The 23,390-nt window shown below is 65.2% G+C and carries 24 protein-coding genes; 12 read left to right on the top strand and 12 right to left on the bottom strand.

Going from position 1 to position 23,390, the window contains the following annotated elements; translation table 11 throughout:
• Nucleotides 1-80: 80 nt before the first annotated feature.
• The 3 genes from HH212_RS26035 to HH212_RS26025 are packed head-to-tail and all read left to right on the top strand — an operon-like array spanning nt 81 to nt 2,706.
• On the top strand, nt 81-878 hold the full coding sequence (locus HH212_RS26035) for a phosphatase PAP2 family protein (RefSeq protein ID WP_170205100.1): 798 nt from the start codon (nt 81-83) through the stop codon (nt 876-878).
• The gene (locus HH212_RS26030) at nt 875-1,825 is read left to right on the top strand and encodes a diacylglycerol/lipid kinase family protein (protein ID WP_170205099.1); all 951 of its coding nucleotides are present in this window, start codon (nt 875-877) and stop codon (nt 1,823-1,825) included. Before HH212_RS26035 ends, HH212_RS26030 begins: the two co-directional genes overlap by 4 nt.
• Nucleotides 1,826-1,869: 44 nt before the next feature.
• On the top strand, nt 1,870-2,706 hold the full coding sequence (locus HH212_RS26025) for a metallophosphoesterase family protein (RefSeq protein ID WP_170205098.1): 837 nt from the start codon (nt 1,870-1,872) through the stop codon (nt 2,704-2,706).
• Nucleotides 2,707-2,709: 3 nt separating this feature from the next.
• Here the strand turns inward: HH212_RS26025 and cls are convergent, their stop codons facing one another.
• The 7 genes from cls to HH212_RS25990 all read right to left on the bottom strand — a co-directional run bounded on the left by cls (nt 2,710) and on the right by HH212_RS25990 (nt 12,073).
• Nucleotides 2,710-4,050, bottom strand: coding sequence for a cardiolipin synthase (gene cls, locus HH212_RS26020; protein WP_170205718.1), 1,341 nt, complete (start codon nt 4,048-4,050; stop codon nt 2,710-2,712).
• A 104-nt stretch (nt 4,051-4,154) separates the two neighbouring features.
• Nucleotides 4,155-6,326, bottom strand: coding sequence for a site-specific recombinase (locus tag HH212_RS26015; protein ID WP_170205097.1), 2,172 nt, complete (start codon nt 6,324-6,326; stop codon nt 4,155-4,157).
• A gap of 301 nt (nt 6,327-6,627) precedes the next feature.
• Entirely contained in the window at nt 6,628-7,188 is a 561-nt protein-coding gene (locus tag HH212_RS26010) for a DUF3617 domain-containing protein (protein ID WP_170205096.1), read from the bottom strand.
• A gap of 174 nt (nt 7,189-7,362) precedes the next feature.
• The gene (locus HH212_RS26005) at nt 7,363-10,221 is read right to left on the bottom strand and encodes a TonB-dependent receptor domain-containing protein (protein ID WP_170205095.1); all 2,859 of its coding nucleotides are present in this window, start codon (nt 10,219-10,221) and stop codon (nt 7,363-7,365) included.
• A 590-nt stretch (nt 10,222-10,811) separates the two neighbouring features.
• Nucleotides 10,812-11,483, bottom strand: a complete 672-nt coding sequence (locus HH212_RS26000; protein ID WP_170205094.1) for a YiaD family glycine zipper/OmpA-like lipoprotein — start codon at nt 11,481-11,483, stop codon at nt 10,812-10,814.
• Between the two features lie 121 nt (nt 11,484-11,604).
• Nucleotides 11,605-11,751 carry a lmo0937 family membrane protein gene (locus HH212_RS25995; RefSeq protein ID WP_170205093.1) on the bottom strand — a complete coding sequence of 49 codons (147 nt, stop codon included), beginning with the start codon at nt 11,749-11,751 and terminating at the stop codon, nt 11,605-11,607.
• 91 nt (nt 11,752-11,842) lie between these two features.
• A complete protein-coding gene (locus HH212_RS25990) occupies nt 11,843-12,073 on the bottom strand; it encodes a hypothetical protein (protein ID WP_170205092.1) in 231 nt (76 codons plus the stop codon).
• 330 nt (nt 12,074-12,403) lie between these two features.
• Here HH212_RS25990 and HH212_RS25985 point away from each other — a divergent pair, with 330 nt between their 5' ends.
• Nucleotides 12,404-13,135 (top strand): Crp/Fnr family transcriptional regulator, encoded by a 732-nt coding sequence (locus tag HH212_RS25985; protein ID WP_170205091.1) that lies wholly within the window; start codon nt 12,404-12,406, stop codon nt 13,133-13,135.
• Between the two features lie 96 nt (nt 13,136-13,231).
• Here the strand turns inward: HH212_RS25985 and HH212_RS25980 are convergent, their stop codons facing one another.
• The 3 genes from HH212_RS25980 to HH212_RS25970 all read right to left on the bottom strand — a co-directional run bounded on the left by HH212_RS25980 (nt 13,232) and on the right by HH212_RS25970 (nt 16,031).
• A complete protein-coding gene (locus tag HH212_RS25980; RefSeq protein ID WP_170205090.1) occupies nt 13,232-13,453 on the bottom strand; it encodes a YMGG-like glycine zipper-containing protein in 222 nt (73 codons plus the stop codon).
• 59 nt (nt 13,454-13,512) lie between these two features.
• Nucleotides 13,513-13,827: a BON domain-containing protein gene (locus tag HH212_RS25975; protein ID WP_170205089.1), complete on the bottom strand. Its 315-nt coding sequence runs from the start codon at nt 13,825-13,827 to the stop codon at nt 13,513-13,515.
• 152 nt (nt 13,828-13,979) lie between these two features.
• Nucleotides 13,980-16,031, bottom strand: coding sequence for an AsmA family protein (locus HH212_RS25970; protein WP_229217479.1), 2,052 nt, complete (start codon nt 16,029-16,031; stop codon nt 13,980-13,982).
• Between the two features lie 198 nt (nt 16,032-16,229).
• On the opposite strand from HH212_RS25970, the gene HH212_RS25965 reads away from it, so the two are divergent.
• From HH212_RS25965 to HH212_RS25940, 6 genes are all read left to right on the top strand, one after another.
• Nucleotides 16,230-16,619 carry a DUF4398 domain-containing protein gene (locus HH212_RS25965; protein ID WP_170205088.1) on the top strand — a complete coding sequence of 130 codons (390 nt, stop codon included), beginning with the start codon at nt 16,230-16,232 and terminating at the stop codon, nt 16,617-16,619.
• 94 nt (nt 16,620-16,713) lie between these two features.
• Nucleotides 16,714-17,664: an OmpA family protein gene (locus HH212_RS25960; RefSeq protein ID WP_170205087.1), complete on the top strand. Its 951-nt coding sequence runs from the start codon at nt 16,714-16,716 to the stop codon at nt 17,662-17,664.
• A gap of 46 nt (nt 17,665-17,710) precedes the next feature.
• Nucleotides 17,711-18,247 (top strand): ferritin-like domain-containing protein, encoded by a 537-nt coding sequence (locus tag HH212_RS25955; RefSeq protein ID WP_170205086.1) that lies wholly within the window; start codon nt 17,711-17,713, stop codon nt 18,245-18,247.
• A gap of 57 nt (nt 18,248-18,304) precedes the next feature.
• Nucleotides 18,305-18,643, top strand: a complete 339-nt coding sequence (locus tag HH212_RS25950) for an ElaB/YgaM/YqjD family protein (RefSeq protein ID WP_170205085.1) — start codon at nt 18,305-18,307, stop codon at nt 18,641-18,643.
• A gap of 18 nt (nt 18,644-18,661) precedes the next feature.
• The gene (locus HH212_RS25945) at nt 18,662-19,048 is read left to right on the top strand and encodes a phage holin family protein (protein ID WP_170205084.1); all 387 of its coding nucleotides are present in this window, start codon (nt 18,662-18,664) and stop codon (nt 19,046-19,048) included.
• A 43-nt stretch (nt 19,049-19,091) separates the two neighbouring features.
• Nucleotides 19,092-19,451 carry a hypothetical protein gene (locus HH212_RS25940; RefSeq protein WP_170205083.1) on the top strand — a complete coding sequence of 120 codons (360 nt, stop codon included), beginning with the start codon at nt 19,092-19,094 and terminating at the stop codon, nt 19,449-19,451.
• Nucleotides 19,452-19,704: 253 nt separating this feature from the next.
• Here the strand turns inward: HH212_RS25940 and HH212_RS25935 are convergent, their stop codons facing one another.
• Nucleotides 19,705-20,175: an outer membrane lipoprotein gene (locus HH212_RS25935; RefSeq protein WP_170205082.1), complete on the bottom strand. Its 471-nt coding sequence runs from the start codon at nt 20,173-20,175 to the stop codon at nt 19,705-19,707.
• Nucleotides 20,176-20,440: 265 nt separating this feature from the next.
• Here HH212_RS25935 and HH212_RS25930 point away from each other — a divergent pair, with 265 nt between their 5' ends.
• The gene (locus tag HH212_RS25930) at nt 20,441-20,755 is read left to right on the top strand and encodes a BON domain-containing protein (RefSeq protein WP_170205081.1); all 315 of its coding nucleotides are present in this window, start codon (nt 20,441-20,443) and stop codon (nt 20,753-20,755) included.
• Between the two features lie 201 nt (nt 20,756-20,956).
• Nucleotides 20,957-22,237 (top strand): AI-2E family transporter, encoded by a 1,281-nt coding sequence (locus tag HH212_RS25925; protein WP_170205080.1) that lies wholly within the window; start codon nt 20,957-20,959, stop codon nt 22,235-22,237.
• Between the two features lie 127 nt (nt 22,238-22,364).
• Here the strand turns inward: HH212_RS25925 and HH212_RS25920 are convergent, their stop codons facing one another.
• Nucleotides 22,365-23,297: a YihY/virulence factor BrkB family protein gene (locus HH212_RS25920; protein ID WP_170205079.1), complete on the bottom strand. Its 933-nt coding sequence runs from the start codon at nt 23,295-23,297 to the stop codon at nt 22,365-22,367.
• Between the last annotated feature and the right edge of the window lie 93 nt (nt 23,298-23,390).

Here is a 23,390-nt window from a genome sequence, read left to right as displayed (position 1 = left end):
TGTATAAAAAAACAGGTACTGTATAAAAAACCAGTCTGCATAGAAATTGTTGTTTTTTGACAAGGTCACGAAAAAAATCGATGGACAAGCCGCCGCAAGCCAGTGAAAACGTTGATGAACGCACTCTTGAACCCGACCCGTTGCCGGCCCGCTGGCGCCGTTTCGTCGCGGCGCGGCTCTCGCCCGAGGGCGAATTCGGCCTCTATCTCACCGTCGGCCTGGCCCTGATCCTGTTCGCGGCGCTGGCCTTCGGCGAACTCGCCGAAGATGTCGTCGATGGCGATACCATCACCGTGCTCGACGTGCAGCTGGCGCACTGGTTCCACATGCGCGCCACGCCCGGCTTTACAAGGGTCATGTTCTTCATCACGCACTGGAACGGCATCGTCGGCTCCGGCATCATGGGGGCGCTGCTGGCGCTGTGGCTGTGGCGCCGCCGCGCCCGTTACTGGCTGATCGTCTGCCTGATCGCGGTACCGGGCGGCATGCTGCTCAACGTGGCGCTGAAGAACGTGTTCCAGCGCGCCCGTCCCAGCTTCGACGAGCCGCTGGTAAGCCTGGCGACCTACAGCTTCCCGAGCGGGCACACGGCGGCCGCCACCGTGTTCTACGGCCTGCTGGCCTGCTACCTGCTGCGCGGCGCCACCTCGTGGCGACGGCGGGTGGCGGTGGCGGCGGCGGGCATGGTGGCGCTGGTGGCGCTGTCGCGCATGGTCTTGGGCGCGCACTACCTGTCCGACGTGCTGGCCGCCACGCTCGAGAGCTGCGCCTGGCTGGCGGTGTGCATCACGGCGGTATCGGCGCTGCACCGCCGGCGCCTGGCGCGCGGCAAGCCGTCCTGGAGCCGCCCGCGCCATGGCGAAAGGAGCGCGCCATGAATTTCGCGGCCAGTCCCCATTGCGCGCCGGGATGCAAGCCGGTCAGCGTGATCGTCAACGCCGGCGCCGGCAGCGGCCACGACGAGGCGGGCGCGGTGGAGTTGCGCGCCCTGCTGCAGGCGGCCGGGCTCGACGCCGAGGTGACCATGGCGGCCGGCGGCGCCGAGCTGGTGGCGGCGGCGCGGCGCGCCTGCCAGGACGGGGCGCGCCTGGTGGTGGCCGGCGGCGGCGACGGCAGCATCAATGCGGTCGCCTCGCAGCTGCTGGCCGACGATACGCCGTCCGGCATCCGCTTCGGCGTGCTGCCGCTGGGTACCCTGAATCATTTCGCCAAGGACCTCGGCATCCCGCTCGACCTGGAAGGCGCGATCCGCACCCTGGCCACGGGCGAGCCGGCGCGTGTCGACGTGGGCGAGGTCAACGGCCGCGTGTTCCTCAACAATTCCAGCCTGGGACTGTATCCGGACATCGTGCGCGACCGCGAAAAGCAGCAGCGCCGCCTGGGGCGCGGCAAGTGGCCGGCGGCGCTGTGGGCCACGCTGGCGGCGCTGCGCCGCTACCCGTTCCTGTCGATGCGCCTGGAGGTGGACGGCGCGCGCCTTGCGCGGCGCTCCCCATTCGTGTTCATCGGTAATAATGCCTACACGATGCAAGGCCTGGCGATCGGGGCGCGCGAGCGCCTCGACGCCGGCCTGCTGAGCCTGTACGTGGCGCAGCGCCCGACCCGGCTCGGCCTGCTGCGCCTGGCGCTGGATGCGCTGCGCGGCCGCCTGGGCGGATCGCGCGATGTCGACGTGCTGCATGCCGCCGCCTTCGAGATCGACACGCACCGCGCGCGCCTGCACGTGGCGACCGACGGCGAGGTGACGATCATGGCGCCGCCGCTGCGCTACCGCAGCCGTCCCGGCGCGCTGGAAGTCATGGTGCCGCGCCGCGGCGCGCCCTGACGCCGCGCCGACCCTATCACCACAACAATGGAAACGGAAACATCATGCGAACACTCGTCCACCTCTCAGACCTGCATTTCGGCCGCGTCGATCCGGCGCTGCTGGACCCCTTGCGCAACCTGATCCACGAACTCGCGCCGGACGTGGTGGTGGTCTCGGGCGACCTGACCCAGCGCGCCAAGAGCGAACAGTTCGAGGAGGCGCGCGCCTGGCTCGACACCCTGCCGGGACCGCAGATCGTGGTGCCGGGGAACCACGACATCTCGCTGTACAACGTGTTCCGCCGCTTCGTGCTGCCGCTGGAACGCTACAAGCGCTACATCACCGACGACCTCGATCCGGTGTATATCGACGACGAGATCGCGGTGCTGGGCGTGAACACGGCGCGCTCGCTGACCGTCAAGGATGGGCGCCTGAACAAGGAGCAGGTGGAAAAGATCCGTACCACGCTGGCCGGGCTGGACCCGAAGATCACGCGCGTGGTGGTGACCCACCACCCGTTCGACCTGCCGCCGGGATCGGAAGACGACGACCTGGTCGACCGCGCCGGCATGGCGATGCAGGCGTTCTCGGAAGTCGGCGTCGACCTGCTGATGGCGGGCCACATGCACGTCAGCCACGCGGCCAACACCTCGGCACGCTACAAGATCAGCGAATACGCGGCGCTGGTGGTGCAGGCCGGCACCGCGACCTCGACGCGCGGGCGCGGCGAGGTCAATTCGTTCAACGTACTCCGCATCGAGAACCAGCGCATCGAGGTCGACCGCTATGGCTGGGACACGGTGCACGGCAAGTTCCAGCTGCTGAACACGGAAAAATTCCTGCGCAGCGGGAACATCTGGTCCGAGGCGGTGGACGGTATGCTGGCGGCCGGGATTTGACGCTCAAATCCAGTATCCCGCCAGGCTCGACGCCCATTCACGGATGCGGTCGCCCCACGGCCGGTGGCGCCACTGTTCCAGCGTCACCTCCCTGGAATCCTTCAAATCCTCGTTGAAGGCGCTTTCCATGTCGCGCCCGAAGGCCGGGTCGACCACCACCACGTTCAGCTCGTAGTTGTGGATGAAGCTGCGGCGGTCGATGTTGGCCGAGCCGATGGTCGACCAGGCGCCGTCGATCACTGCGGTCTTGGCATGCAGCACCGCGATCTGTAGTTCGTGGATCTTGACGCCGCCCTTGAGCAGCTTGTCGTAGAACGCCTGGCCGGCATAGCGGATCATGCCGTGGTCGGACACGCCCGGCAGCACCAGCTTGACGTCCACGCCGCGCTGGGCCGCCGCCACCAGGGCATCGACGGTCTGCTGGTCCGGCACGAAGTAGGCGGCGGTGATGTGGATCGACTTCTTCGATTCGCCGATCGCCACCAGCAGCGATTTGTAGATGGCGTAGTCGGACGCCGGCTCGGTCGACAGCACCCGCATCAGCTTGTCGCCCGCCGGCGCCAGCGCGGGGAAGTAGTCGGCCTTGTTGAGTTCGCCGCCTTCCTGGCGCGTCCACAGTTCCACGAACGAGTACTGCAGCGCGGCCACCGCCGGGCCTTCGATCTTGATGTGGGTGTCGCGCCAGCCGACCTCGTCTTCCGCCACCTTGGCCTGCTTGTGCTTGGAGCGGAACAGCGAGCTGTTGGCGTAGGTGCTGCTGATGTTGATGCCGCCGGTAAAGGCGATGCGGCCGTCGACCACCATCAGCTTGCGGTGGTCGCGGTTGTTGAGGTCCCAGTTGCCCTTGGCCTTGGCCGGGTTGACCGGATTGAACACCACCACGCGGATGCCGGCGTCGCGCATGCGCTGGAAAAAGGCGCCCGGCGTGGCCAGCGCGCCGACCGCGTCGACCATCAGGTTAACCTGCACGCCCTGGCGCTGCTTCTCGATCAAGAGGTCGGCGAACTCGATGCCGACCGGATCCTGGTCGAAGATATAGGTTTCCAGGTTGATCGAACTGGTGGCGGCGCGCGCCGCCGCCATCATCTCGCGCATGGTGGCGGGGCCGTCGAACAGCAGCGACACGCGGTTGCCGGCGATCAGCGGGATGCCGGTGGCCTGTTCTTCCAGCGCCGCCAGCGACTTCAGGTCGGTGCTGGCGTTGGCCCAGCGCCTGGCCACCAGGGCCGAGGCCTGCTTCGGCGGCAGCTGCCCGCGCGGGGTCTCGATGGTGGGCGCGGCCTTGGCCGGCGTCCCCGGGTCGACTTCCGGCAAGGACTTGCAGGCGGCGAGCGCGCACAGCATGGCCAGCGCCGCCAGCGAGGCGCGCGGGGGTGCAGGCAAGCGCGCTTGCCTGCGCGGGTGGGCGGCAGCGACGCCGGAACGCGGGAAGTCGGGGAACGGCATGGTTATTTGTATCCTCTCGGGTTGGCCGGCTCGGGCAGGGCGTCATCCGCATCCCGTGGGCCGACGAAGAAATCCAGCGGCGCGCTGCGCAGGCGCGCGCCCAGTGCGCGCAGCAGGCGGATGCCGTGGCGGAAGCGCACCTTGCGTGCGCGCAGCGCCACCCACAGCGCCAGGCTGAAGCTGACCGTCAGGTTGACCAGGCCGATCAGGGCGATGCCCAGCACCGTATAGCCGAGCGTCTCCAGGTCGATGCGCTGGTCCAGGCCGACGAAGCCGATCGCCAGGTTGGCCGACGAAAACGTCACGTGGCGTACGTCGAGCGGCAGGCCCAGCAGGTAGCCGACCGTGCCGGTCACGCCCATCAGGATGCCGAACACTGCATTGCCCATCAAGCCGCCCAGGTTGTGTTCCAGATAGCGCCCGAAGCGCTGCAGGCGTTCCTGCCCCAGCAGGCGGCGCAGCCAGCGCAGCTGCTGCACCCGCAGCGCCATGCGCGTGTACAGCGCCTTGTTGTCGTAGTAGCCGGATACCAGGCCCGACACGAACAGCCAGACCGCGGCGATCGCGGCGTGCAGCAGCGCCAGCGAGTGCCAGGGATGGCTGTCGGCGATCAGGTGGTGCGCCTTTTCCGGCGTCACCAGGTGCTGGCCGAACAAATACCAGTAACCGAGCGCCAGCAGATAGGCCATCGGAATCACGGTCGCCAGGTTGCCGAGCACAGCCACGATCTGGGTACGGAAGACCTTGTTCACAAGGGTCGCCATGCTGTCGACGTCGACTTGCCGCCGTCCGCCCTGCTGGCTGCTGTGCAGCGCGGCGGCGATGCGCGCCGCGGTCATGGCCGGCTGCTTGGTGGCGATGGTGAAGTGCAGCACATGCACCAGCATGAAGCCGAAGGCGTAGTTGACGCTGTACAGCAGCGCCTCGATCAGCGGCGCCTTGTGCATGTAGGAGATCAGGATCTTGATGATCGCCATGCAGCCGATGACCAGGCCGGCGCCGGCCGACGAGCCGAGCATGCCGCGCAGGTCCGCGCGCCGCTCGGCGATATAGTGCTCGCCGGTGCGGCTGGCGTTTTCGGTGACATTGCGCGCCAGCAGGTCGACGTTGTCGCGCATCAGGCCGCGTATCTGGTACTTGGTGTTGTGGGCTTCGGCCAGCTCGTGCGCCAGCGACACCGCGGCGATGCGCCGCATCGAGGCCGGTTCATCGGATGCCGTGACGGCCGCCTGCGCCAGCGCCGCGTTCTGCTGCGCGGTCGCCTTGGGCAGCAGCGCCGCTTCGCGCGCCAGCGCATGCAGGTCGAGCGTCGGCGCAGCCGGCAGGTTGCCGCTGACGTCGACCAGGAACAGCAGCTTGCGCAAGCGGTCGATGCTTTGCGTGATCGCCACCAGCAGGTAGGTCAGCGCCACCGTGGTGCCCGAGGACAGGGCGCCGCGGCGGATCTTGAGCACCACGTCCTCGCACTGGTCGAGCATCACCAGCAAATGGCGCGCATCTTCCATCTGCGCGATCTCGCCGGCCATCAGGCGCGCGTATTCGTCGAGGTAGCGGTTGGCCTCGATGTTCTGCATCAGGAACGGCGAATCGACTTCCTCGATTTCCATGTGGGCGTGGATCAGGCGCGGTTCCAGGCCTTGCGCGCACACGCGGCACGACAGCGTGCGGATCGCGTCCAGCACGCCGGTCAGCGTCACCTGGCGCGCGCGGTCGGTGGCGTGGTCTTGCAGATCCGCTTGCGGCGGCCTGGCGGCGGCGATCACGTCGAACAGGTCGAGCCAGTCGCCGTTGGGCACCATGCGCAGCCACCGGTAATCGTCTTCGCGGCACAGCACGCGGTCGAGCGTGTCGGACAGGTACAGCTCATCCAGCGCCGGCGGCAGGATGCGGTAGGCGATGCGCCGCCTGAGTTCGGTGAAGAAGCCGTCGTTGGACAGGATGCCGACGTCGGAATACAGGCTGGTGTGACGGCGCGTCTGCAGCAGCGTGGTCAGGTAGCTGCGCAGCGCCCAGGCTTGCTCGGGATTGCCCTTCAGCAGTTGGCACAGCGTGCGCACCTGTTCGCCGGCATAGGCATAGTCGCGCGGATTGCGGGGACGCAGCTTGTCGACCGTATCGACCAGCAGGTCGATACGGTCGCTGTGCGGATCGATATATTCGAGTATGGCAAGCATCAATAGAAAACGGGAAAGCCGGAAGATTGCTCAAAGACCGAGTCTATCCGGGCCGCCTGGACCGGACTGTACGGCAACGTACTGAGCAGGATGAAGGATGGGACAGCGCGACAGCGGGGCAGCGCCGGACGACAGCGACCCTTCGGGGCCGGCAACGCGACAATTCGGGGTCAGAGCACAATTTCTGGCAATAGCCTCGAAGACATTTCGATGGTCTACCGTGCAATTGCTGCACACGGCGGCATGGCTGGTGCCCGAAAGTGCTCTGACCCCGAATCTAACCCCGAATACCGGGACCGTCTTATTTCGTCTTCGGCAACGGCGCCGGGCGGAGGCTGCCGCAGTCGGCGGCCAGCCAGCGGCCGCTGACGTCGGTGTCCAGCGACTGCTTGCCGCTCTCCTGGCTGTCGACGTGCACGTGGGCCTGGTAGCTGGTGTCGCTCGCCATGGTGATCTCGCCGGCGCCGCTGATGCGCGGCTTGCTGCAGGTGAAGGCGATGCGGCCCTTGTCGGCGGCCAGGCGGGTGTAGGTCTGGCGGCAGTCGCCTTGCTGCACCGGAAACTCCTTGCGCTCGATCATTTCGCGTGTCATGCACACCCTGGTGCGCAGGTTGCCGTTCTGGCCCAGGTCGGCCTGCACGCCGTTCTGCCGCATCATCCGTTCCAGGCCGCCGCGCTGTTCGGGCGACATGCTGGCCAGGTGCTGCTGGACGGCGGCCAGCGCCGATTGCACCTGCGGATCGGCCGAGCTGATGGTGCTGGACATTTCCCACAGGCCCGGTTTGAGGTCCTGGGCCAGCGCGGGCAGGGTGGCCGCGCCGCCGCAGGCGAGCATGGCCAGAAGCGCCAGGGGATGTTTCATGTCGTTCTCCTCGATAATGATGCGCTCGTCGCGAATGGACGCATGGTACATGGCATCCGGCAAACGCGTTGAGCGTCAAGCTTTTCTCGCCGCCGGCGCGCACGGCCATGAAAAAAGCCGCCCGGCTTGCGCGGGGCGGCTCGGTCCGGCCAAGGCCGGCAGTTCAGGCGGGGATTACTTGAACTTGTACGACGCGCTCAGGCGGAAGTAGCGGCCCATGCCGTTGTGCAACTGGCTGTTGAAGCCCAGGTTGGTTTCGCGCGGATCGTACGGCGCCTTGGTGTCGAACAGATTCTTGATGTTGGCCGACAGGGTCCAGTTCTTGAAGCCGGTGTACGAATAGGCGGCGCCGAAGGTCAGCCATTCATCCACTTCGCAGTTCGGGCTCACGCCCAGGTAGCCCGGCAGGCCGCCCTTGGTGACGTCCGACGGCGTGTTGGCCGGGTTGCCGTAGTAGCAGAACGGGACCGGGTAGGTGCGGGTATTGTCGTAGCGGCGCAGCAGCGAGACCGACGACACGTAGTCGGCCGACAGGCTAACCGTGTGCACGTCGCGGCTCCAGGTCGAGATCAGGTTGAAGCGGTGGCGCGGGATGTCGCCGACCGAGGTCGCCCAGTCCGAAATGCCGCCGTTGGTGCCGACCAGGTTGTGCTCGACTTCGCCCGGACGCTCGGCGCGCTTGTAGGTCAGCGCGTAGGTGTAGTTCAGGCGGGTCGACAGGCGGCCCATCTCGCCCAGGTTCAGGCGGTGCGCGACTTCGAAGTCGATGCCCGAGGTCTCGGTGCTGCCCTGGTTGACGAAGGTGCGGTTGATCGCCAGCAGCTGGCCCGAGTTCGGGATCACGGCGCCGTTCGTGCCGACCAGGTTGTTGCTGTCGCGGATCGCCAGGCCCGGATACAGTTCCGGGTGCTGCGCCACATAGCTGGCCGACAGCAGGGCGGTCTCGTTTTCCTTGCGAATCTTGTAGTAGTCGATCAGGATGTCGAGGTTGCGGGTCGGGTTGATGATGGTGCCGAACGAATAGCTCTTCGAGGTTTCGTTCTTCAGGTTGGCGTTCGGGGTCGAGATCGACGAGACGCTGCGCGAGCAGTCGAGCGAGTCCGCGCCGGAAACCGGATTGCGGCCGTCCGGGCAGCGGATCGGGTCGACGAAGCCGTTGTTGAACGACTGCACGCCGCCCGGCGACACCTGCGACAGGGCCGGTGCGCGGAAGCCTTCGGCATAGGTGCCGCGGAAGGTGATCTTGTCGGTCGCTTCCCACTTGGCGCCGACCTTCGGCACGAAGCTCTTGGCGTTCGGGTACTTGTCGTAGCGGCCGGCGAAGTCCATCTCGAAGGTCTTGGTGAACGGCGTGCGCAGTTCGACGAAGGCCGATTTCACGACGCGGCGGCCGTCCAGCACCGAGTTCGACAGGCCGATGATGTTGCCCGCGGCCAGTTCCGGATCCGAGGTCAGGCCGATCTTTTCCTGGCGCACTTCGCCGCCGAAGGCCAGGCCGATGTCGCCGCCGGCCAGCTTGCCGACGGTGGTCGAGGCCTTGGCATCGAGCTGCATGACTTGCGAGTAGCCGGTGTTGTCGACGTCGCGCACGGCGTTCGGATCGGCGATGGTGGCGGCCAGGGTGCGGTTCTGGCTGGCGATCAGGTCGATGACCGGACGGTACAGGTAGCCGTGGCCCAGGTCGTCGCGCTCGGTGCGGTTGTACAGGAAACCGGTTTCCCAGTCGAAGGCGCCGGCGGTGCCGCGCAGGCCGGTCAGGAAGCGGTACGACTTGTTGGTGTTCTCGGCGCCGCCGTCGCTGTTGACCATGCGCAATACCGGTGCTGCGCGGTAGCCCGGGAACGGGTTGTCCGGGTGGCCCGACGGCAGCAGCAGCTGGTAGGTGGTCGGCAGGCCGCCGACGCGGAACACGGTGGTGGCCGAGGTCGACGACAGGGTCTTCGGCAGACCGACGTATTCGCGTTCGATGCGCGAGAAGCCGAGTTCGGTGAACGAGGTGACGTTGTCGCCCAGCTTGGCGGTGAACTTCGACAGCAGGTTGATGTCGGTGCCCTTGCTCTGCGCTTCGTAGTAGTTCCAGATGTCGAAGTTGCAGAACTGGCGGCCGGTCAGCATCGAGCTGGTGGTCAGGCCGATGCCGTACTGCGGGCCGCCGGTGATCACGTTGCCCTGGCAGCCGGCGGTGCTGTTGCGCACGTACTGGCCGTTGGCGGCGCTGGTCGAGAAGTTGGCGCGGCCGGCGTTCAGCTCGCGGAACACGAACGGGTTGCCGGAAGCGTAGCTGCCGTAGTCGCTCAGGCGGTAGTTGATGGCCGACAGCGGGCCCTGCTCAATGTCCTTGACGTCCTTGATGCCGGTGTGGCCGCGCTTGGCCAGGTCGATGCTGATGAAGCCGTTGTAGCGGTCCTTCTCCAGGTCGCCGAAGCCGATGATGCCGCTGACGCTGTTGCGCTTGAATTCGTTGTCGTCGTTGGCCGAGGTCGAGGCCGAGATCTCGGCGCCCTGGTAGTCGTCCTTGGTGATGAAGTTGACCACGCCGGCGATCGCGTCGGAACCGTACACGGCCGAAGCGCCGTCCTTGAACACTTCGACGCGGGCGATGGCCGAGACCGGGATGTTGTTCAGGTCGTAGACCGAGGACTTGCCGTTGTTCGGGTCGGCGTAGGCCGAGGCGGCGATGCGGCGGCCGTTCAGCAGTACCAGGGTCGAGGAGGTACCCAGGCCACGCAGCGAGGCGGTCGACACGCCCTTCGAGAAGCCGTTGTCGTTCTGGATGTCGTTCGAGGTACCCGAACCGAAGGCCGGGATATTGTGCAGCAGCTCGGCCACGGTGTTGGCGCCGGTGGCGGCGATTTCCTTGGCGTTCAGGACCGAAATCGGCGACGAATCTTCCTTGTCGGCGCGCTTGATGTTGGAGCCGGTCACATAGACTTTTTGTACCGGCTGTTCGGCCTGTGCGAAGACGAGGGCGGGCGATGCCAGGGTGAGGGCGACAGCGAGGACGCTGCGCTTAACTGCGAATTGCTTAGTCAAAATCTCTCCGATTTATTGATGCGACCCCGGCCGTCTTCTGGACGAACGGCGTGGGCCTTGCTGTGGTACCCGGCCGTCAAGACAGGCCGAGGCCGGCATCAGACCATTTCTGATAAGAAAAAGTCAAATCGGTGTGAGATTTTGTGTGAATATTACAACGGGTATACATACAGGTAATGACACCATGCACTTTTATGGGGAGCGGCATGAACCATGCCGGAATGGCAGGGCTGCATAGTGTTTTCACCGAAAAGCCGAAGTCGAGCGCGACAAATGGCTGGTTTGCATTCGCGTGAAGGAAATGGTATCCCTGCCCGTAATGCTGCCGGTGCGCCGCGCCAGCTACGCATGAGCACGGGAATGCGGCGAAATCTGCTGATGAAATTGATACTTTAGTGCAAGAATTGCAGGAGATTCTCACAGAAATGTTAAATGGCGGTCCTGTCCTGCAGTGACTCCAGCTCCATTTCGGGCAGGGGGAGACGTGGCCGACGAGGCGGCTTCGCCGTCCACGTGTTCGACATGCACCGGGACAGCCGGAGAATCCGGCGGTACGGTACGCGTGGACGGGCAAACGCTGCGTCTACCGGTCAGCCCTGGCGCTGCGGTTCGTTGACGTAGATTTCCACGCGGCGGTTGCGCGCGCGGCCGGCGGCATCGTTGTTGGAAGCGATCGGTTCGCGCGCGGCGCGGCCTTCGACGGTGATCCGGTTCGGGTTGATGCCGCGGCCGGCCAGGTAGTCGCGCGCGCTGGCGGCGCGGTCGAGCGACAGCGGCTGGTTGATCTGGTCGCCGCCGGTGCTGTCGGTATGGCCGACGATGGTGACGAAGGTGGCCGGGTTCTCGTTCAGGGTGCCGGCGAAGCGGTCCAGGATCGGGCGGAAGTTCGGCTTGACGTCGGCGCGCCCGGTATCGAACGAGATATCGCTCGGGATCTCGAGCTTGAGGCGGTTGTCGGCGGTCTGCGAGACCTGCACGCCGGTGCCGCGGGTGGCTTGCTCCATCGCCTGGCGCTGCTGTTCCATGTGCCTGGACCAGACGTTGCCGGCCACCGCGCCCGCGGCGGCGCCCAGCACCGCGCCGCGCGCGGTCCGCCCGCCGCCGCCACCGCCCGTGGCCGCCCCCAAAATCGCGCCCAGGCCGGCGCCGACGCCGGCGCCGGTGGCGGTGCCGCGCTGGGTGGCGTTCATGTCGGCGCAGCCGCTGGCCGCGAGGGCCAGGACGGTCGCGCACAGCGTCGATTGGATGAATGTCTTGTGCATGATGGTCTCCTTGCAAAAAGAAAAAAAATATCCGTTTCGGTGTCACGCCACCGGTTAGAGGGGCGCGACACCGAAACGGATCGCCTGGGACTTGCGGGGTGTGCGGATACGGTCAGGCAGACTAGATGCCTCGGCCACTGATCAGGCGCACCAGGATCATGATGACGGCAACGACCAGCAGGATGTGGATGAAGCCACCGATGGTATAGGAGGTGACCAGGCCAAGCAGCCACAGGATGATGAGAATGACGGCGATGGTGTAGAGCATGATAGTGTCCTCGTTGGTTTGAACCGGCCTTGCGTTTGCCGTAGAGCTAGTATCCATCCGCCGCCGGCCCCGCTCCGTACGATGCCGTACATTAGGCGATATTTTTTTGTTCTTTTCGCAAGCCCGGGATCCAGCCCATGTAGCCCATCAGGCCGGTGAGGCCGATCAGGCAAGTCAGGATGCCGCCGCCGATCAGGAGCACCACGTCTTGCGCCGCCATGCTGCCGCTTTCGGCATGCGGCATGGCGGCAGTGCTCAACAGCCCGAATCCGGTGACCACGACGCCCCAGAGAATGATGCCGATCCATGCCAGGCTGTTCATGTGAATCCTTGTGGAAAAGTTAACCGCTGTTTCCGCGGCACAACTTTATTGTCGGTTGACTTGCTCATCCATTCCGTGCGCTGGCACACATTGTAAAAAAGAAAAAATCGAGCGAGTCAGTGGCTGTGATTGCCATCGATGTCCTTGTCAACAACACCATGTTCCGTGCGTCACCGTACATACTTGGCTGGGCGCAGCCGGTACGCTGGTTCCAGGATGTTTGCAGATGTATCCGGACGCCGCGATCGGGCAGGCGCGCAACGCATGGCGATGGCGCGCGGCGCCGCATGGACGGCGGTCCGGAACCATGAAGTCAACCGTGAGGCTCCGATGAATTCTCCCGCTCCGCCGATGGCCGTCGAGCACAGTGCCAACCTGCTGCTTGCCGCGCTCCCATCCGAGGAGCTGGCCGGCATGGCGCAGGCGCTCGACCAGGTGCAGGTGGAGATCGGCGCCGTGCTGTGCGAGCCGGGCGACCCGATCCGGCACATCTATTTTCCGCACGATTGCCTGGTCTCGCTGATGGCGGTGGCCGAGGGGCGCATGACGCTCGAGGTCGGCCAGGTCGGCCGCGAAGGCATGCTGGGCGCCACCGTGGCGCTCGGCCACGACACCATGCAGGTGCGCGCCGTGGTGCAGCGCGCCGGCATCGCCAGCCGCATCGATGCCGATCACCTGCGCGCCGAGTTCGCCCGCAGTCCGGGACTGCAGCACGTGCTCTACCGCTATACCGATACCCTGCTGGCGCAGGCGATCCAGATCGCGGTCTGCAGCCGCTACCACGTCCTGGAGGCGCGCCTGGCGCGTTCGCTGCTGGTCACGCGCGACCGCCTGCAATCCGACAAGTTCCACCTGACCCACGAATTCCTCGCCCATGCGCTGGGCGTGCGCCGCGTCGGCGTGACCAAGGCCGCCAGCGCGCTGCAGCAGCAGGGCCTGATCAACTACAGCCGCGGCAACATCGAGATCCTCGATCCCGAAGGCTTGGCTGCTGCATCCTGCACCTGCTACGAGATCGTGCGCGAAGCGGGTGCGGCCACGCTCGTTTCCGCCATGGTTTGATGCACCTCGAGCCAGGGCGCCCGCCTGTCGTCCCCTACAGGCTTCCACAAAAAAAACGCCCCGCACGAGCGGGGCGTTTTCACGAGGCCGGAGGGCTTAGTGGGTCTGCTTGACCTGGTTGCCGATCACGCCGCCCACGGCTGCGCCACCCACGGTACCGACGGCGCTGCCACCGGTCAGGACACCGCCGACCACTGCACCGGCGCCGGCGCCGATGGCAGTGTTCTTGTCCTGCTGCGACATGCCGGCGCAGCCGGTCAGGCCCAGGGCCACGGTTGCCAGCGATGCGGTCACGATGATTTGCTTAATGGTTTTCATGATCAACTCCTTATTGATGGGGATTGCCTGTTTTTACTTATAGCGGAACGGTTGCGCGATTACTTCAGGCGCAGGTCGTTCTTGACCGATTTCACGCCCTTGACGCCGCGTGCCACCGAAGCGGCGGTCGCCACGTCGCCGGCCTGGCCGACGAAGCCGCTCAGCTGGACGGTGCCCTGGTAGGTCTCGACATTGATCTCGCTCGACTTCAGACGCGAATCCGCCAGGATGGCGGCTTTCACGTTGGCGGTGACGCCGGCGTCATCGACGTACTGGCCGACGGTTTCGTGCTTGCCGCCATCGGAGGCGCAGCCGGTGAGCGAGCCCAGGGCCAGGAAAGCGCAGATGGTGGCGGTGGTAGCGAATCGTTTCATTTTGGTATCCTTTTCTGGATTCAGTTTGTTTTTCGGGATGGGCGGTCTCACGACCAGCGCCACGATGAGTGCAGATTACCCGTTCCCGTCATGGCGCTCTGTACGACAAATAACATTGGCAAGACGATATCTTCAATCGTTTGCACCCGCGCTCATCGCTTGGCGCTCTTGCCCGGCGGCGGCGCCTGCGGTTTGGCATGCGCCTGGGCCAGCAGCGCATTGCACGGGCTGTCCTGGCCCGGACCGGTATTGATCAGCGGGATCAATGCCGCTACCGGCGCCGCCACGGTGGCAAGCACCGCCGCTGCGCCGCCCTTCAGGGCCAGCACCTTCTTGTCGAGCGACAGGTCCGGCTTCTTGAAGGTGCCGCGCACGAAGAACGGGGTGCGCAGGGTGAACAGGCGCAAGCCCTTGGTTTCCGGCTTGATGCGCAGGTCCATCTGTTCGTTGGCCATGTTGACCGAACCGTTGATGTCGACGATGGCTTCCTCGGTATCGAGCACGAAGGTGCGGGTGTGCGCCACGCCATCCTTCACGCCCAGGTCGGCCGCCAGGCAATTCAACTGCACCGGCTTGTCGCCGAACAGCTTGGTGATGATGACGTTGCCCACGTTCAGGCCGGCTTCCTCGAGCAACAGCTTGCTGACCACGCCCTGGCTGACCAGGCCCTTCACCTCGCCGTTGGCGTTGGCCATCATGGCGCCCACCGAATCGCCGGTGGCGGTCAATTTGGCCTGGCCGTAGATGTCGCCGGCAGTGGCTTGCTGGATCTTTTCGACTTGCGGGAACAATTGCTTGACCTTGATCTGGCGCGCGGTGACGTCGGCGGTGGCCTTGATCGGCGCGGTGCCGCCGGCGCTGCCATCGAGCTTGATGGTGGAATTGACGGTGCCGCCGGCCAGGCCGAAGTTGAGCGGGTCGAGCGTCAGTACGCCGTTCTTCATGATCAGGTGGGTCGACAGCTTGTTCAGCAGGTTCTTGTCCTTGACGATGCGGTCGGCCGCATAGCGCACGTCGGCATCGAGCGTCTTCCATTTGTCGGTGTTGAACTTTTCCACCGGCAAAGCCTTGCCGGCCGGCTGCACCGCCGCCACGCCGCGCGCCTTCTTGCTGGCGTTGGAATCGGCGCCGACCACCGGGCCCAGGTCGGCAAAGCGCAGCTGGCGCGACTTCACATTGCCGGTCAGCTTGTTGCGCGGCTTGCCGGTCTGGAACTCCAGGCGCCCGGCGATGTCGGACTCGCCCACCTTGCCCTTGAAGTCGTCATACACCCAGCGGCTGTCGTCGCCGAGCGAACCGGTCAGGTGGCCTTCGGTCGAGAACGCCGGGGTTTCCGGCAGCAGCACGCCGGTGAAGGCGTACAGGCGCGCCATGCTGGCAGCCGCCAGCTTCAGGCGCAGGTCGATCGCCGCCAGCTTGGCCGGACGCGTCACGGTGCCTTCCAGGGCGATGCGGTTCGGACCCGAACGCACGTCGGCCTGGACCGGGAAGGGCGTGTCCTGGTCGGTCAGCGACAGCACCTTGCCCAGCTTGCCGCCGCCATCCACCGGCGCACCGTTGTACTTGCCGTCCAGCGTGAAGGCGATGCCGTAGGTCGGGTCGTTGGCCAGCGTGTTGACGTTGGCGGTGACGTCGGCCTTGGTGACCGCATCCTGCACGTGCACCACGCCCTGCGCCAGCACCAGGCGCTCCAGGTCGAGCTTCCACTTCGATTCCTTTTCCTCGTGCTTGAACACCCAGTTGTAGTGGGTCGCATCGGTACGCAGCAAGTCCACGCGCGGACCGTCGAAGCGCAGCACGGGAATATGGATGCGGTGGCCGAGCAGGGCGAACGGATCGAGCGAGAACGAGAACTGGTGTACGCTGGCCATGTCCTGCTGCGGCAGGCCGGCCGGGTTGCCGACGTGGACGTCGTCCGCAACCAGATGCGGCCATGGGATGTGGTCGCGCCAGGTGCGTTGGGCCGGCGGAATGCTGGCGGCCGGGCGCTCCCAGTGCACCGCCAGGTTGCCGGCGATGGCGAACGGCCGGTCGATGGCTTCGCTCACCTTGGCATTGAGCCAGGGCTTGGCGCGGTTCCAGTCGAAGGTGAGCAGGATGATGATGGCGATGAAGGGAATCGCCACCAGCACGCCGGCGATGCTGAGGGTGATTTTTAGCGGACGCGACATGGGCGTGCGCCGATGGGGCTGTTTGTCTGTCATGACAGTCCTCTGTTGGTAGCTGGGGTTGAACGAAGATTAACGTAAAGGGGGTGTCGTCAATGTGCGGTGGCGCACCGTGAGGATGCCCGCAACCGGCCAGTCCACCGTCAATGTGCGCCACCGAACCGAACGCAGGTTGCGAGAGGGTTATAACGTTACTAACACATTCCTATCGGATTGCTTGAACGGGAGAACAGAATGAATCAACGATCGATCAACCTGCTGGTACGCGTCGCCGCCGCCGCTGCGGTGCTGTCGCTGAGCGCCTGCGCCAGCTCGGAAAAGACCCCGGCGACCGCCGCCGTCGCGGTGTCGCACAATGCCGTCGAGAACGCGGTGTCGGCCGGCGCGCCGGAACTGGCGCCCCAGGAAATCAATGCGGCGCGCGACAAGATGATGCGCGCCAACCAGGCGCTCGCCGCCAAGGATTACAAGACGGCGCGCGAGCTGGCGGTGCAGGCCCAGGCCGACGCCAAGCTGGCCCAGAGCAAGGCCGCATCGGCCAAGGCCACCGCCGCCGCCGACGCGCTCAACGCCGACCTGCGCGTGCTGCGCCAGGAAGTCGACCGCGCCAATTCCGGCCAGTAAGCATCCGTAAAGCAGGCGCCGCGAATGGCAATGCCATTGCCGGCATGTCGCATAACAAGAATCGCGCCGTACAGGTGCGCACGAAAGGACCAAGATGAAAGCGCGTTTATTGAAAATGACCTCGATGCTGATCGGCAGCGGCGTGTTCCTGGCCGCCTGCAGCTCGGTGCCGACCACCACGCCGACGCTGGACGAGGCACGCGCCGACTTCGTCGCCGCCAACAACAATGCCCAGGTGTCGTCGTACGCGCCGCAGGAATTCCGCCAGGCCAGCGACGCGCTCGACCGCGCCAACCAGGCCGCCGCCAAGCGCGAGAGCCTGGACACCATCGATCGCCTGGCCTACGTCGCCAAGCAGCGCATCGCCACGGCGCAGGAAGTGGCGAAGGCCAAGTCGGCCGAATCCGATATCGCCAACGCCAGCCGCGAACGCGACCGCGTGCAGCTGGAAGCGCGTACCGCCGAGGCCGACCGCGCCAAGCGCGAAGCCGCCGCCGCCCAGGCGCAGATCGCCACCGCCCAGGCACAGGCCGCCGATGCCCAGGCACAAGCTGCCAATGCCCAGGTGCAGGCCCAGGCCGCGCAGCAGCAGGCCGCCCAGCTGGCCGAACGTTCGGCGCGCCTGGAAGCGCTGCTGGTCGAGCTGCATGCGCAAAAGACCGAACGCGGCATGGTAGTGACCATCGGCGACGTGCTGTTCGCCACCGACCGCGCCGAACTCACCGCCAACGGCATGGCGAGCGTGCGCAAGCTGGCCGACGTCATGACCCAGAACCCGCAACGTACCGTGCTGGTCGAAGGATTTACCGACAGCACCGGCAGCGCCGCCCACAACCAGGACCTGTCGGAGCGCCGCGCCGGTTCGGTGGCGCAAGCCCTGATCGGCCTGGGCGTGCCGCGCGACCACGTGGCCATGCGCGGCTACGGCAAGGACTATCCGGTGGCGTCGAACGATACGGCAAGCAACCGCCAGCTCAACCGCCGCGTCGAGATCGTGCTGTCGAACGAGGGCGCGACGATCCCGCCGCGCGCCGCGCAGCGCTGATCGCACCCCCATATTGATTCAGATTTTTACTAGAGGAAGCATTACCATGGAACAGAACGCCAAAGAACTCTCGAGCGGTTTCGACATCAACGCCATCCGCCAGGCTGCCGCCAACCTGGAAGACGGCGCCGTCACCGACGGCTACGCCGCCGACCGCGAAGCCGTGGTCGCCATGCTGAACGCCGCGCTGGCCACCGAACTGCTGTGCGTGCTGCGCTACAAGCGCCATTACTACACCGTGAGCGGCCCCAACATGGGCGACTTGAAGGCGGAATTCCTCGAACACGCGCAGGAAGAGCAGGAACACGCCGACCGTATTGCGGAACGCATCGTGCAGCTGAACGGTTCGCCGAACTTCAACCCGGCCACGCTGACCCAGCGCAGCCATGCCGAATACGACGATTCGGAAGATCCGCAAGCCATGATCCGCGCCGACCTGATCGCCGAACGTGTTGCCATCGAATCGTATCGCCAGATGATCGAGGCGATCGGCGACAAGGATCCGACCACCAAGCACATGCTGATCGAGATCCTGGCCACCGAAGAAGAGCATGCCGACGACATGCGCGACTTCCTGGTCTGAACCGCAGCGCCATTTATCCACCATCCTCACCATTACCAACTACAACAGGAGTACATCATGCTGAACAACCTGCGCGCCAAAGCCAACGCCTATTCCGCCAAGGACAACCTGGACGACACCCAGGATGACGTCAAGTCGCTGGTCAAGAATGCCCAGTCGCTGCTGAACGCGGCCGCTTCCCTGACCGGCAACAAGGCCGACGAGCTGCGCGAGCGCGGCATGGACCTGCTGGACGCCGCCCTGGGCAGCGCCGGCAAATACCAGGATCAAGCTGTCGTCAAGGGCAAGGAACTGGCGCACACGGCCGATGTCTATGTGAAGGATAACCCGTGGCGTACCGTCGCCGTGGCTGCCGGCGTCGGTTTGCTGCTGGGTGTCATCGTAGGCCGTAAATAAGAGCGGTCGGGGGCAGCCATGGAAAAACAAGATACCGTCGTGCATAGCCCCGGCCTCATCGGTGGGATCACCGGCCTGGCGAAGAACCTGTTCGGCCTCGTGGTGTCGCGTGTGGAACTCGCGGCACTCGAACTGTCGGAAGTGCGCAACCATGTGATCGAACTGATCGCCATCTTCGCCACGGCGGTGCTGGCGACCTGGTTCGCCCTGGCCTACGGCACCGCGACCATCGTGGCGCTGGCCTGGGACGAAATGGGCTGGAAGATCCTGCTGGTGATGTTTCTGGTGTTTGCCGTCATTACCGCGATCCTGGTGGGCAAGGGACTTTCGATGCTCAAGCAGGGCAAGCTGGCTTTCCCTGAAACCATGAAGGAATTGCGCAACGATCGTGAAACGCTGATGTAAGGCATCCTGCTTGCCATCGCGCGAGGCTCAACGAGGAGAACATATGGACAAGAAGGATCACGATGGCATGTCGCACGCCGAGCGCAAGCGCGCATTGCTGCGCGACGGCGAGTTCTACCGGGCAGGCGCAGCGCATGCGCGCGCCCAGATCAAGCACGACGCGAAGCCCGAGGTCATGCTGCATTCGGCGCTCGACCATGCAACCTGGGCATTGCGTGCGCGCGCCGACATGCTGCTCAAGCCGACCGGCGCCAGCATCACGTCGCTGGCGCCCTACGTCTTGCCGGCGCTGAGCTTCATCCGCAGGCGCCGCCTGGTCAAGCCGGCGCTGGCTGTCGCCACGCTCGCGGGCGTGGCCACATGGTACGTGCAGCGCAAACGTGCGCAGCAAGTGGCCTACTGAGGTTAACATGACATGGAGCGTGGCCGATGCGTCTTTGTACCGGCACCGCGCTTCAACGAATATGGTGGGGCTTGAGCGGCGTCGCAATCCTGGATTGGGCGCCGTCTTTTTTTGCAGGGCATCGGCCAAGCCGGTATCCGCCGCCATGCGCCGATGAAAAAAGCCGGCGCTGGGCCGGCTGCTTCGGTGATGCGTCGCTAAGCGTTCCCGCCACGGCACAGGGCGTGGACGATCCACGCTCCCGTGCCTGCGCTCAATAGCGGTAGACGCGGCCGTCGACGATGCGCACGCGGTTGCCCACGCGCAGGTCATACACACTGTCCTGGGTCACGCTGCGGTATTCGCCATTATCGAGGCGTACATTGACCGAATACATTTGCTGGCCTTCCGCTGCGTTGCGGTTCGATTCGACCCGGTTGCCGATGGCGGCGCCGGCGACGCCGCCGGCCACGGTGGCTGCCGTACGTCCGCCGCCGCTGCCGACCTGGTTGCCCGCTAGTGCGCCCACGAGGCCGCCGACGATGGCGCCGGCGCCGCTGGTGCGGCCTTCGCCGTTGGTCACCTGGATCGATTCGATCGTGCCGTAGCCGGCGGAAGCGGTGTTGTCGTAGCCGCTGCGGTAGCCGTCGTTGCTGCCATAGTAGGGCTGGGACGAATTACTGGCGCAGCCACCGAGGAGCGCACCGGCCGCGAGCACGGCGGCAAGGGTGTGAGATGCTTTCATGACTTGTTCTCCTGGCAAAGATGTATGGACAGGTTAGGGCGCGCACCACTTGAGGTCTGTGCGATGACGCACTGATTTAGAGGAAGCTCGAAACCCATTTTTCATTATCTATTTGCCTATGTACGCCAGCGAACAGAGTTTGTCTGTACAGCAGCGTAAAACGTCCATGACGCATCGATCGATACAAGATCGGGCACCAGCAGGCGCTCCCCGCGCCAGACTCTTTCCGAGCTCAACCACCACCATGTACAACAAGGAGCACACCATGAACATCAGCAAACGCGTCGCCACCGCCATCTTCACCGCTACCGTCGCCTTCACCATCGTCGGCTGCTCGTCGACCCCGTCGCGCGAAAGCACCGGCGAGTACGTCGACGACGCCGTCGTGACCGCCAAGGTCAAGGCTGCGATCTTCAACGAGCCGAGCCTGAAATCCAGCGAGATCAATGTCGAGACCTACAAGGGCGACGTGCAGCTGTCGGGCTTCGTGGCCCAGCCGGATGATGCCAAGCGCGCTGCCGACGTCGCACGCGGCGTGAAGGGCGTGACCTCGGTTAAGAACGACGTCCGCGTCAAGTAAGCTGGGCTCGTCGTAACGACGTACGCAGCGCGCCGCACTGCCGCGCACTGCGAACGCAGCGGCAACGCGGCGCCATGTGGACGACTGCACATTTACGCGCCGGTTGCCGGCCTTTGCCGGTACACTGCATCGGCAGCCGCCGCCGGATTCCCCGGCATGGCGGCCCGTACCTTTTGGTTCGGACCCTTTTCAGGTAAGACTATGCAGCTCGCCAAACCCGGCCCGGCTTCCGCCGCGGCGCCAGATTCCGCGGTTCCCATTGCCTCCGGCGCGGATCCAGGGGCAGCGGCGCATGACGCCGGCCTGGTGTCGGCCGCGGGGGTGCCCACCGGCGAGGAGCTCGGCGCCCAGCATGGCAGCCTGCGCCTGCCGATGCATGTGAATGCGCGCGGCCTGTCGCTCGGCGTCATCGCTACCGTCGCTTTCGTGTTCGGCCTGCAATGGGCCAAGAATTTCTTCGTGCCGCTGTTACTCGGCATTTTCATCGCCTATACCCTGAGCCCGGTCGTGCGCTGGCTCGAGCGCTGGCACATCAAACGCATCGTCGGCGCCACGCTGGTGACCGGCCTGATCCTGGCCGGCATGGCGCTGACCGTGCAGCGCGTGCAGGGCGAATTCTTCAATATCGTCGACGAATTGCCGGCGCTGACCCACAAGGTCACGCGCCTGATCACCCGGGCGTCGGATGGCCAACCCTCGACCATCCAGCAGATGCAGGCCGCCGCCGCAGAGATCGAGCAGGCGGCCGCGAATGCCGGCGCCGATGCGCGCCGCGCGGCGCAGCGGCGCTCGGCCGCCGCCGCGGCCCAGGCGGCCACGCCCGGTTCCAGCAATTTCCGCATCATGGACTGGCTGCTGGCCGGCTCGGTCGGCCTGGCCAGCTTCGTGTCGCAGGCAACCATGGTGGTATTCCTGGTGTTCTTCCTGCTGCTGGCGGGCGACACCTTCAAGCGCAAGCTGGTCAAGTTGACCGGACCGTCGCTGACGAAAAAAAAGGTGACCGTCCACATCCTGGAAGACATCAATACCTCGATCCAGAATTACATGTTCATGCTGCTCGTCACGAATGTCTTGCTGGCGCTGCTGATGTGGGTAGCGCTGCGCATGATCGGCCTGGAAAATGCCGGTGCCTGGGCCATTTTCGCCGGCGTGGCGCACGTGATGCCGTATTTCGGTCCCTTGCTGATCACTTCCGCCACCGGCCTGGTCGCCTTCCTGCAGTTCGAATCGCTGCGCATGGTGATCCTGGTGTCGGCGGTGTCGCTGGCCACCGCGACCCTGGTGGGCATGGTGGTCACCACCTGGATGACCGGCAAGATCGCCAAGATGAATCCGGCCGCGGTGTTCGTCAGCCTGCTGTTCTGGGGCTGGCTGTGGGGGATGTGGGGCTTGCTGCTGGGGGTGCCGGTGGTGGTGGTGATCAAGGTGGTGGCCGAGCGCGTCGAGGGCATGGAAGTGATTGCCGAACTGCTCGGGGAATAAGACCCGGACGCCTGTCTCTGCAGACCAGGGCGGCTTCGCTATCGCTGGGGCGTGTGGCCAGGCGGCCTGGCCAAGTGGATGCCGGGCTGCCCATCGGACAGCCCGGCGTCGCGCCCGCAGGCGGTATTCAATGCGCCGGCGATGGATTTGCCTGGGTACCGGAATTCGACCCCTTGGCGCCCGGCACATCCTTCTTGCGCAGGCTGCCCAGTTGCAGCGCGTACTGGCGCGCAAACTCGGCGCCCAGGAAGAAAATCTGCGCCGAATAGTACACCCACAGTAGCAGGGCGATCAGCGAGCCGGCCGCGCCGAAGCTGTTGGTGGTGCCGCTGTTGCCGATGTACAGGCCGATCGCGAACTTCCCAAGGAAAAACATGATGGCGGTGCCGAAGGCGCCGATGGTCACGTCATGCCAGGAAAGCTTGATGCGCGGCAGCAGCTTGTAGATGGCGCCGAACAGCACCGAAATCACCAGGAAGCTGAACACATAGGCGACCCAGCCGAGGATGACCGAGGCCGAATGCCACATGCCGCCCAGGTATTTTTCCACCACGGCGAGGGCGGCCGATACCACCAGCGAAGTCATCAGCAACAAGCCGAGGGTCAGGATCAGGCCGAACGACAGCAGGCGCGTGCGCACCGTGTCCCACCAGCTGGCATCCTTGGGCGCCGGCATGCCCCAGATTTCATCCAGGCTATCCTTGAGTTCCGAAAAGGCGCTGGTCGCACCCACGATCAGCAGGACCGAAGCGACGATGGTCGCGAACCTGCCGCTTTCCTTGTTGCGCGCCCCGGCCAGGATGGCCTGGATGGTCTCCGCGCCTTGCGGCCCTACCAGGCCGCGCAATTCGTCGATCAATTGCCCTTGAGCCGCTTCGTGACCATAGAAAAAACCGGCGATGGCGATCACCAGCACCAGGATCGGCGCCAGCGAAAACAGCGAATAAAATGCCAGCGCCGCGCCCTTGCTGGCCGCGCGGTGGTCGAGCCATTCCATCACGGCGCAGCGCATGACATGGACGACCTGGCGCGAAAACGGTAACCAGTTACTGACTGCCATTACGCTTCCTCCAAAAAAACAAACGCGCCCGGAGGCGCGTTTACGGGCCAACGCCCATTCGATCGATGCCGTTGCCGGCATCGCCCGGCAGGG

Source organism: Massilia forsythiae, assembly GCF_012849555.1.
GTDB lineage: Bacteria > Pseudomonadota > Gammaproteobacteria > Burkholderiales > Burkholderiaceae_D > Telluria > Telluria forsythiae.
This window is presented reverse-complemented; position numbering and strand designations above follow the sequence as displayed.

Bases quoted from the DNA above. Each gene is read 5' to 3' on its own strand.
- HH212_RS25970 (WP_229217479.1), bottom strand. From the start codon at position 16,031: ATGACAGACAAACAGCCCCATCGGCGCACGCCCATGTCGCGTCCGCTA.
- HH212_RS25975 (WP_170205089.1), bottom strand. From the start codon at position 13,827: ATGAAACGATTCGCTACCACCGCCACCATCTGCGCTTTCCTGGCCCTG.
- HH212_RS26025 (WP_170205098.1), top strand. From the start codon at position 1,870: ATGCGAACACTCGTCCACCTCTCAGACCTGCATTTCGGCCGCGTCGAT.
- HH212_RS25990 (WP_170205092.1), bottom strand. From the start codon at position 12,073: ATGAACAGCCTGGCATGGATCGGCATCATTCTCTGGGGCGTCGTGGTC.
- HH212_RS25920 (WP_170205079.1), bottom strand. From the start codon at position 23,297: ATGGCAGTCAGTAACTGGTTACCGTTTTCGCGCCAGGTCGTCCATGTC.
- HH212_RS25980 (WP_170205090.1), bottom strand. From the start codon at position 13,453: ATGAAAACCATTAAGCAAATCATCGTGACCGCATCGCTGGCAACCGTG.
- HH212_RS25965 (WP_170205088.1), top strand. From the start codon at position 16,230: ATGAATCAACGATCGATCAACCTGCTGGTACGCGTCGCCGCCGCCGCT.
- HH212_RS25995 (WP_170205093.1), bottom strand. From the start codon at position 11,751: ATGCTCTACACCATCGCCGTCATTCTCATCATCCTGTGGCTGCTTGGC.
- HH212_RS25945 (WP_170205084.1), top strand. From the start codon at position 18,662: ATGGAAAAACAAGATACCGTCGTGCATAGCCCCGGCCTCATCGGTGGG.
- HH212_RS25955 (WP_170205086.1), top strand. From the start codon at position 17,711: ATGGAACAGAACGCCAAAGAACTCTCGAGCGGTTTCGACATCAACGCC.
- HH212_RS26035 (WP_170205100.1), top strand. From the start codon at position 81: ATGGACAAGCCGCCGCAAGCCAGTGAAAACGTTGATGAACGCACTCTT.
- HH212_RS26030 (WP_170205099.1), top strand. From the start codon at position 875: ATGAATTTCGCGGCCAGTCCCCATTGCGCGCCGGGATGCAAGCCGGTC.
- HH212_RS26015 (WP_170205097.1), bottom strand. From the start codon at position 6,326: ATGCTTGCCATACTCGAATATATCGATCCGCACAGCGACCGTATCGAC.
- cls (WP_170205718.1), bottom strand. From the start codon at position 4,050: ATGCTGTGCGCGCTCGCCGCCTGCAAGTCCTTGCCGGAAGTCGACCCG.
- HH212_RS26000 (WP_170205094.1), bottom strand. From the start codon at position 11,483: ATGCACAAGACATTCATCCAATCGACGCTGTGCGCGACCGTCCTGGCC.
- HH212_RS25985 (WP_170205091.1), top strand. From the start codon at position 12,404: ATGAATTCTCCCGCTCCGCCGATGGCCGTCGAGCACAGTGCCAACCTG.
- HH212_RS25940 (WP_170205083.1), top strand. From the start codon at position 19,092: ATGGACAAGAAGGATCACGATGGCATGTCGCACGCCGAGCGCAAGCGC.
- HH212_RS25960 (WP_170205087.1), top strand. From the start codon at position 16,714: ATGAAAGCGCGTTTATTGAAAATGACCTCGATGCTGATCGGCAGCGGC.
- HH212_RS25935 (WP_170205082.1), bottom strand. From the start codon at position 20,175: ATGAAAGCATCTCACACCCTTGCCGCCGTGCTCGCGGCCGGTGCGCTC.
- HH212_RS25950 (WP_170205085.1), top strand. From the start codon at position 18,305: ATGCTGAACAACCTGCGCGCCAAAGCCAACGCCTATTCCGCCAAGGAC.
- HH212_RS26010 (WP_170205096.1), bottom strand. From the start codon at position 7,188: ATGAAACATCCCCTGGCGCTTCTGGCCATGCTCGCCTGCGGCGGCGCG.
- HH212_RS25930 (WP_170205081.1), top strand. From the start codon at position 20,441: ATGAACATCAGCAAACGCGTCGCCACCGCCATCTTCACCGCTACCGTC.
- HH212_RS25925 (WP_170205080.1), top strand. From the start codon at position 20,957: ATGCAGCTCGCCAAACCCGGCCCGGCTTCCGCCGCGGCGCCAGATTCC.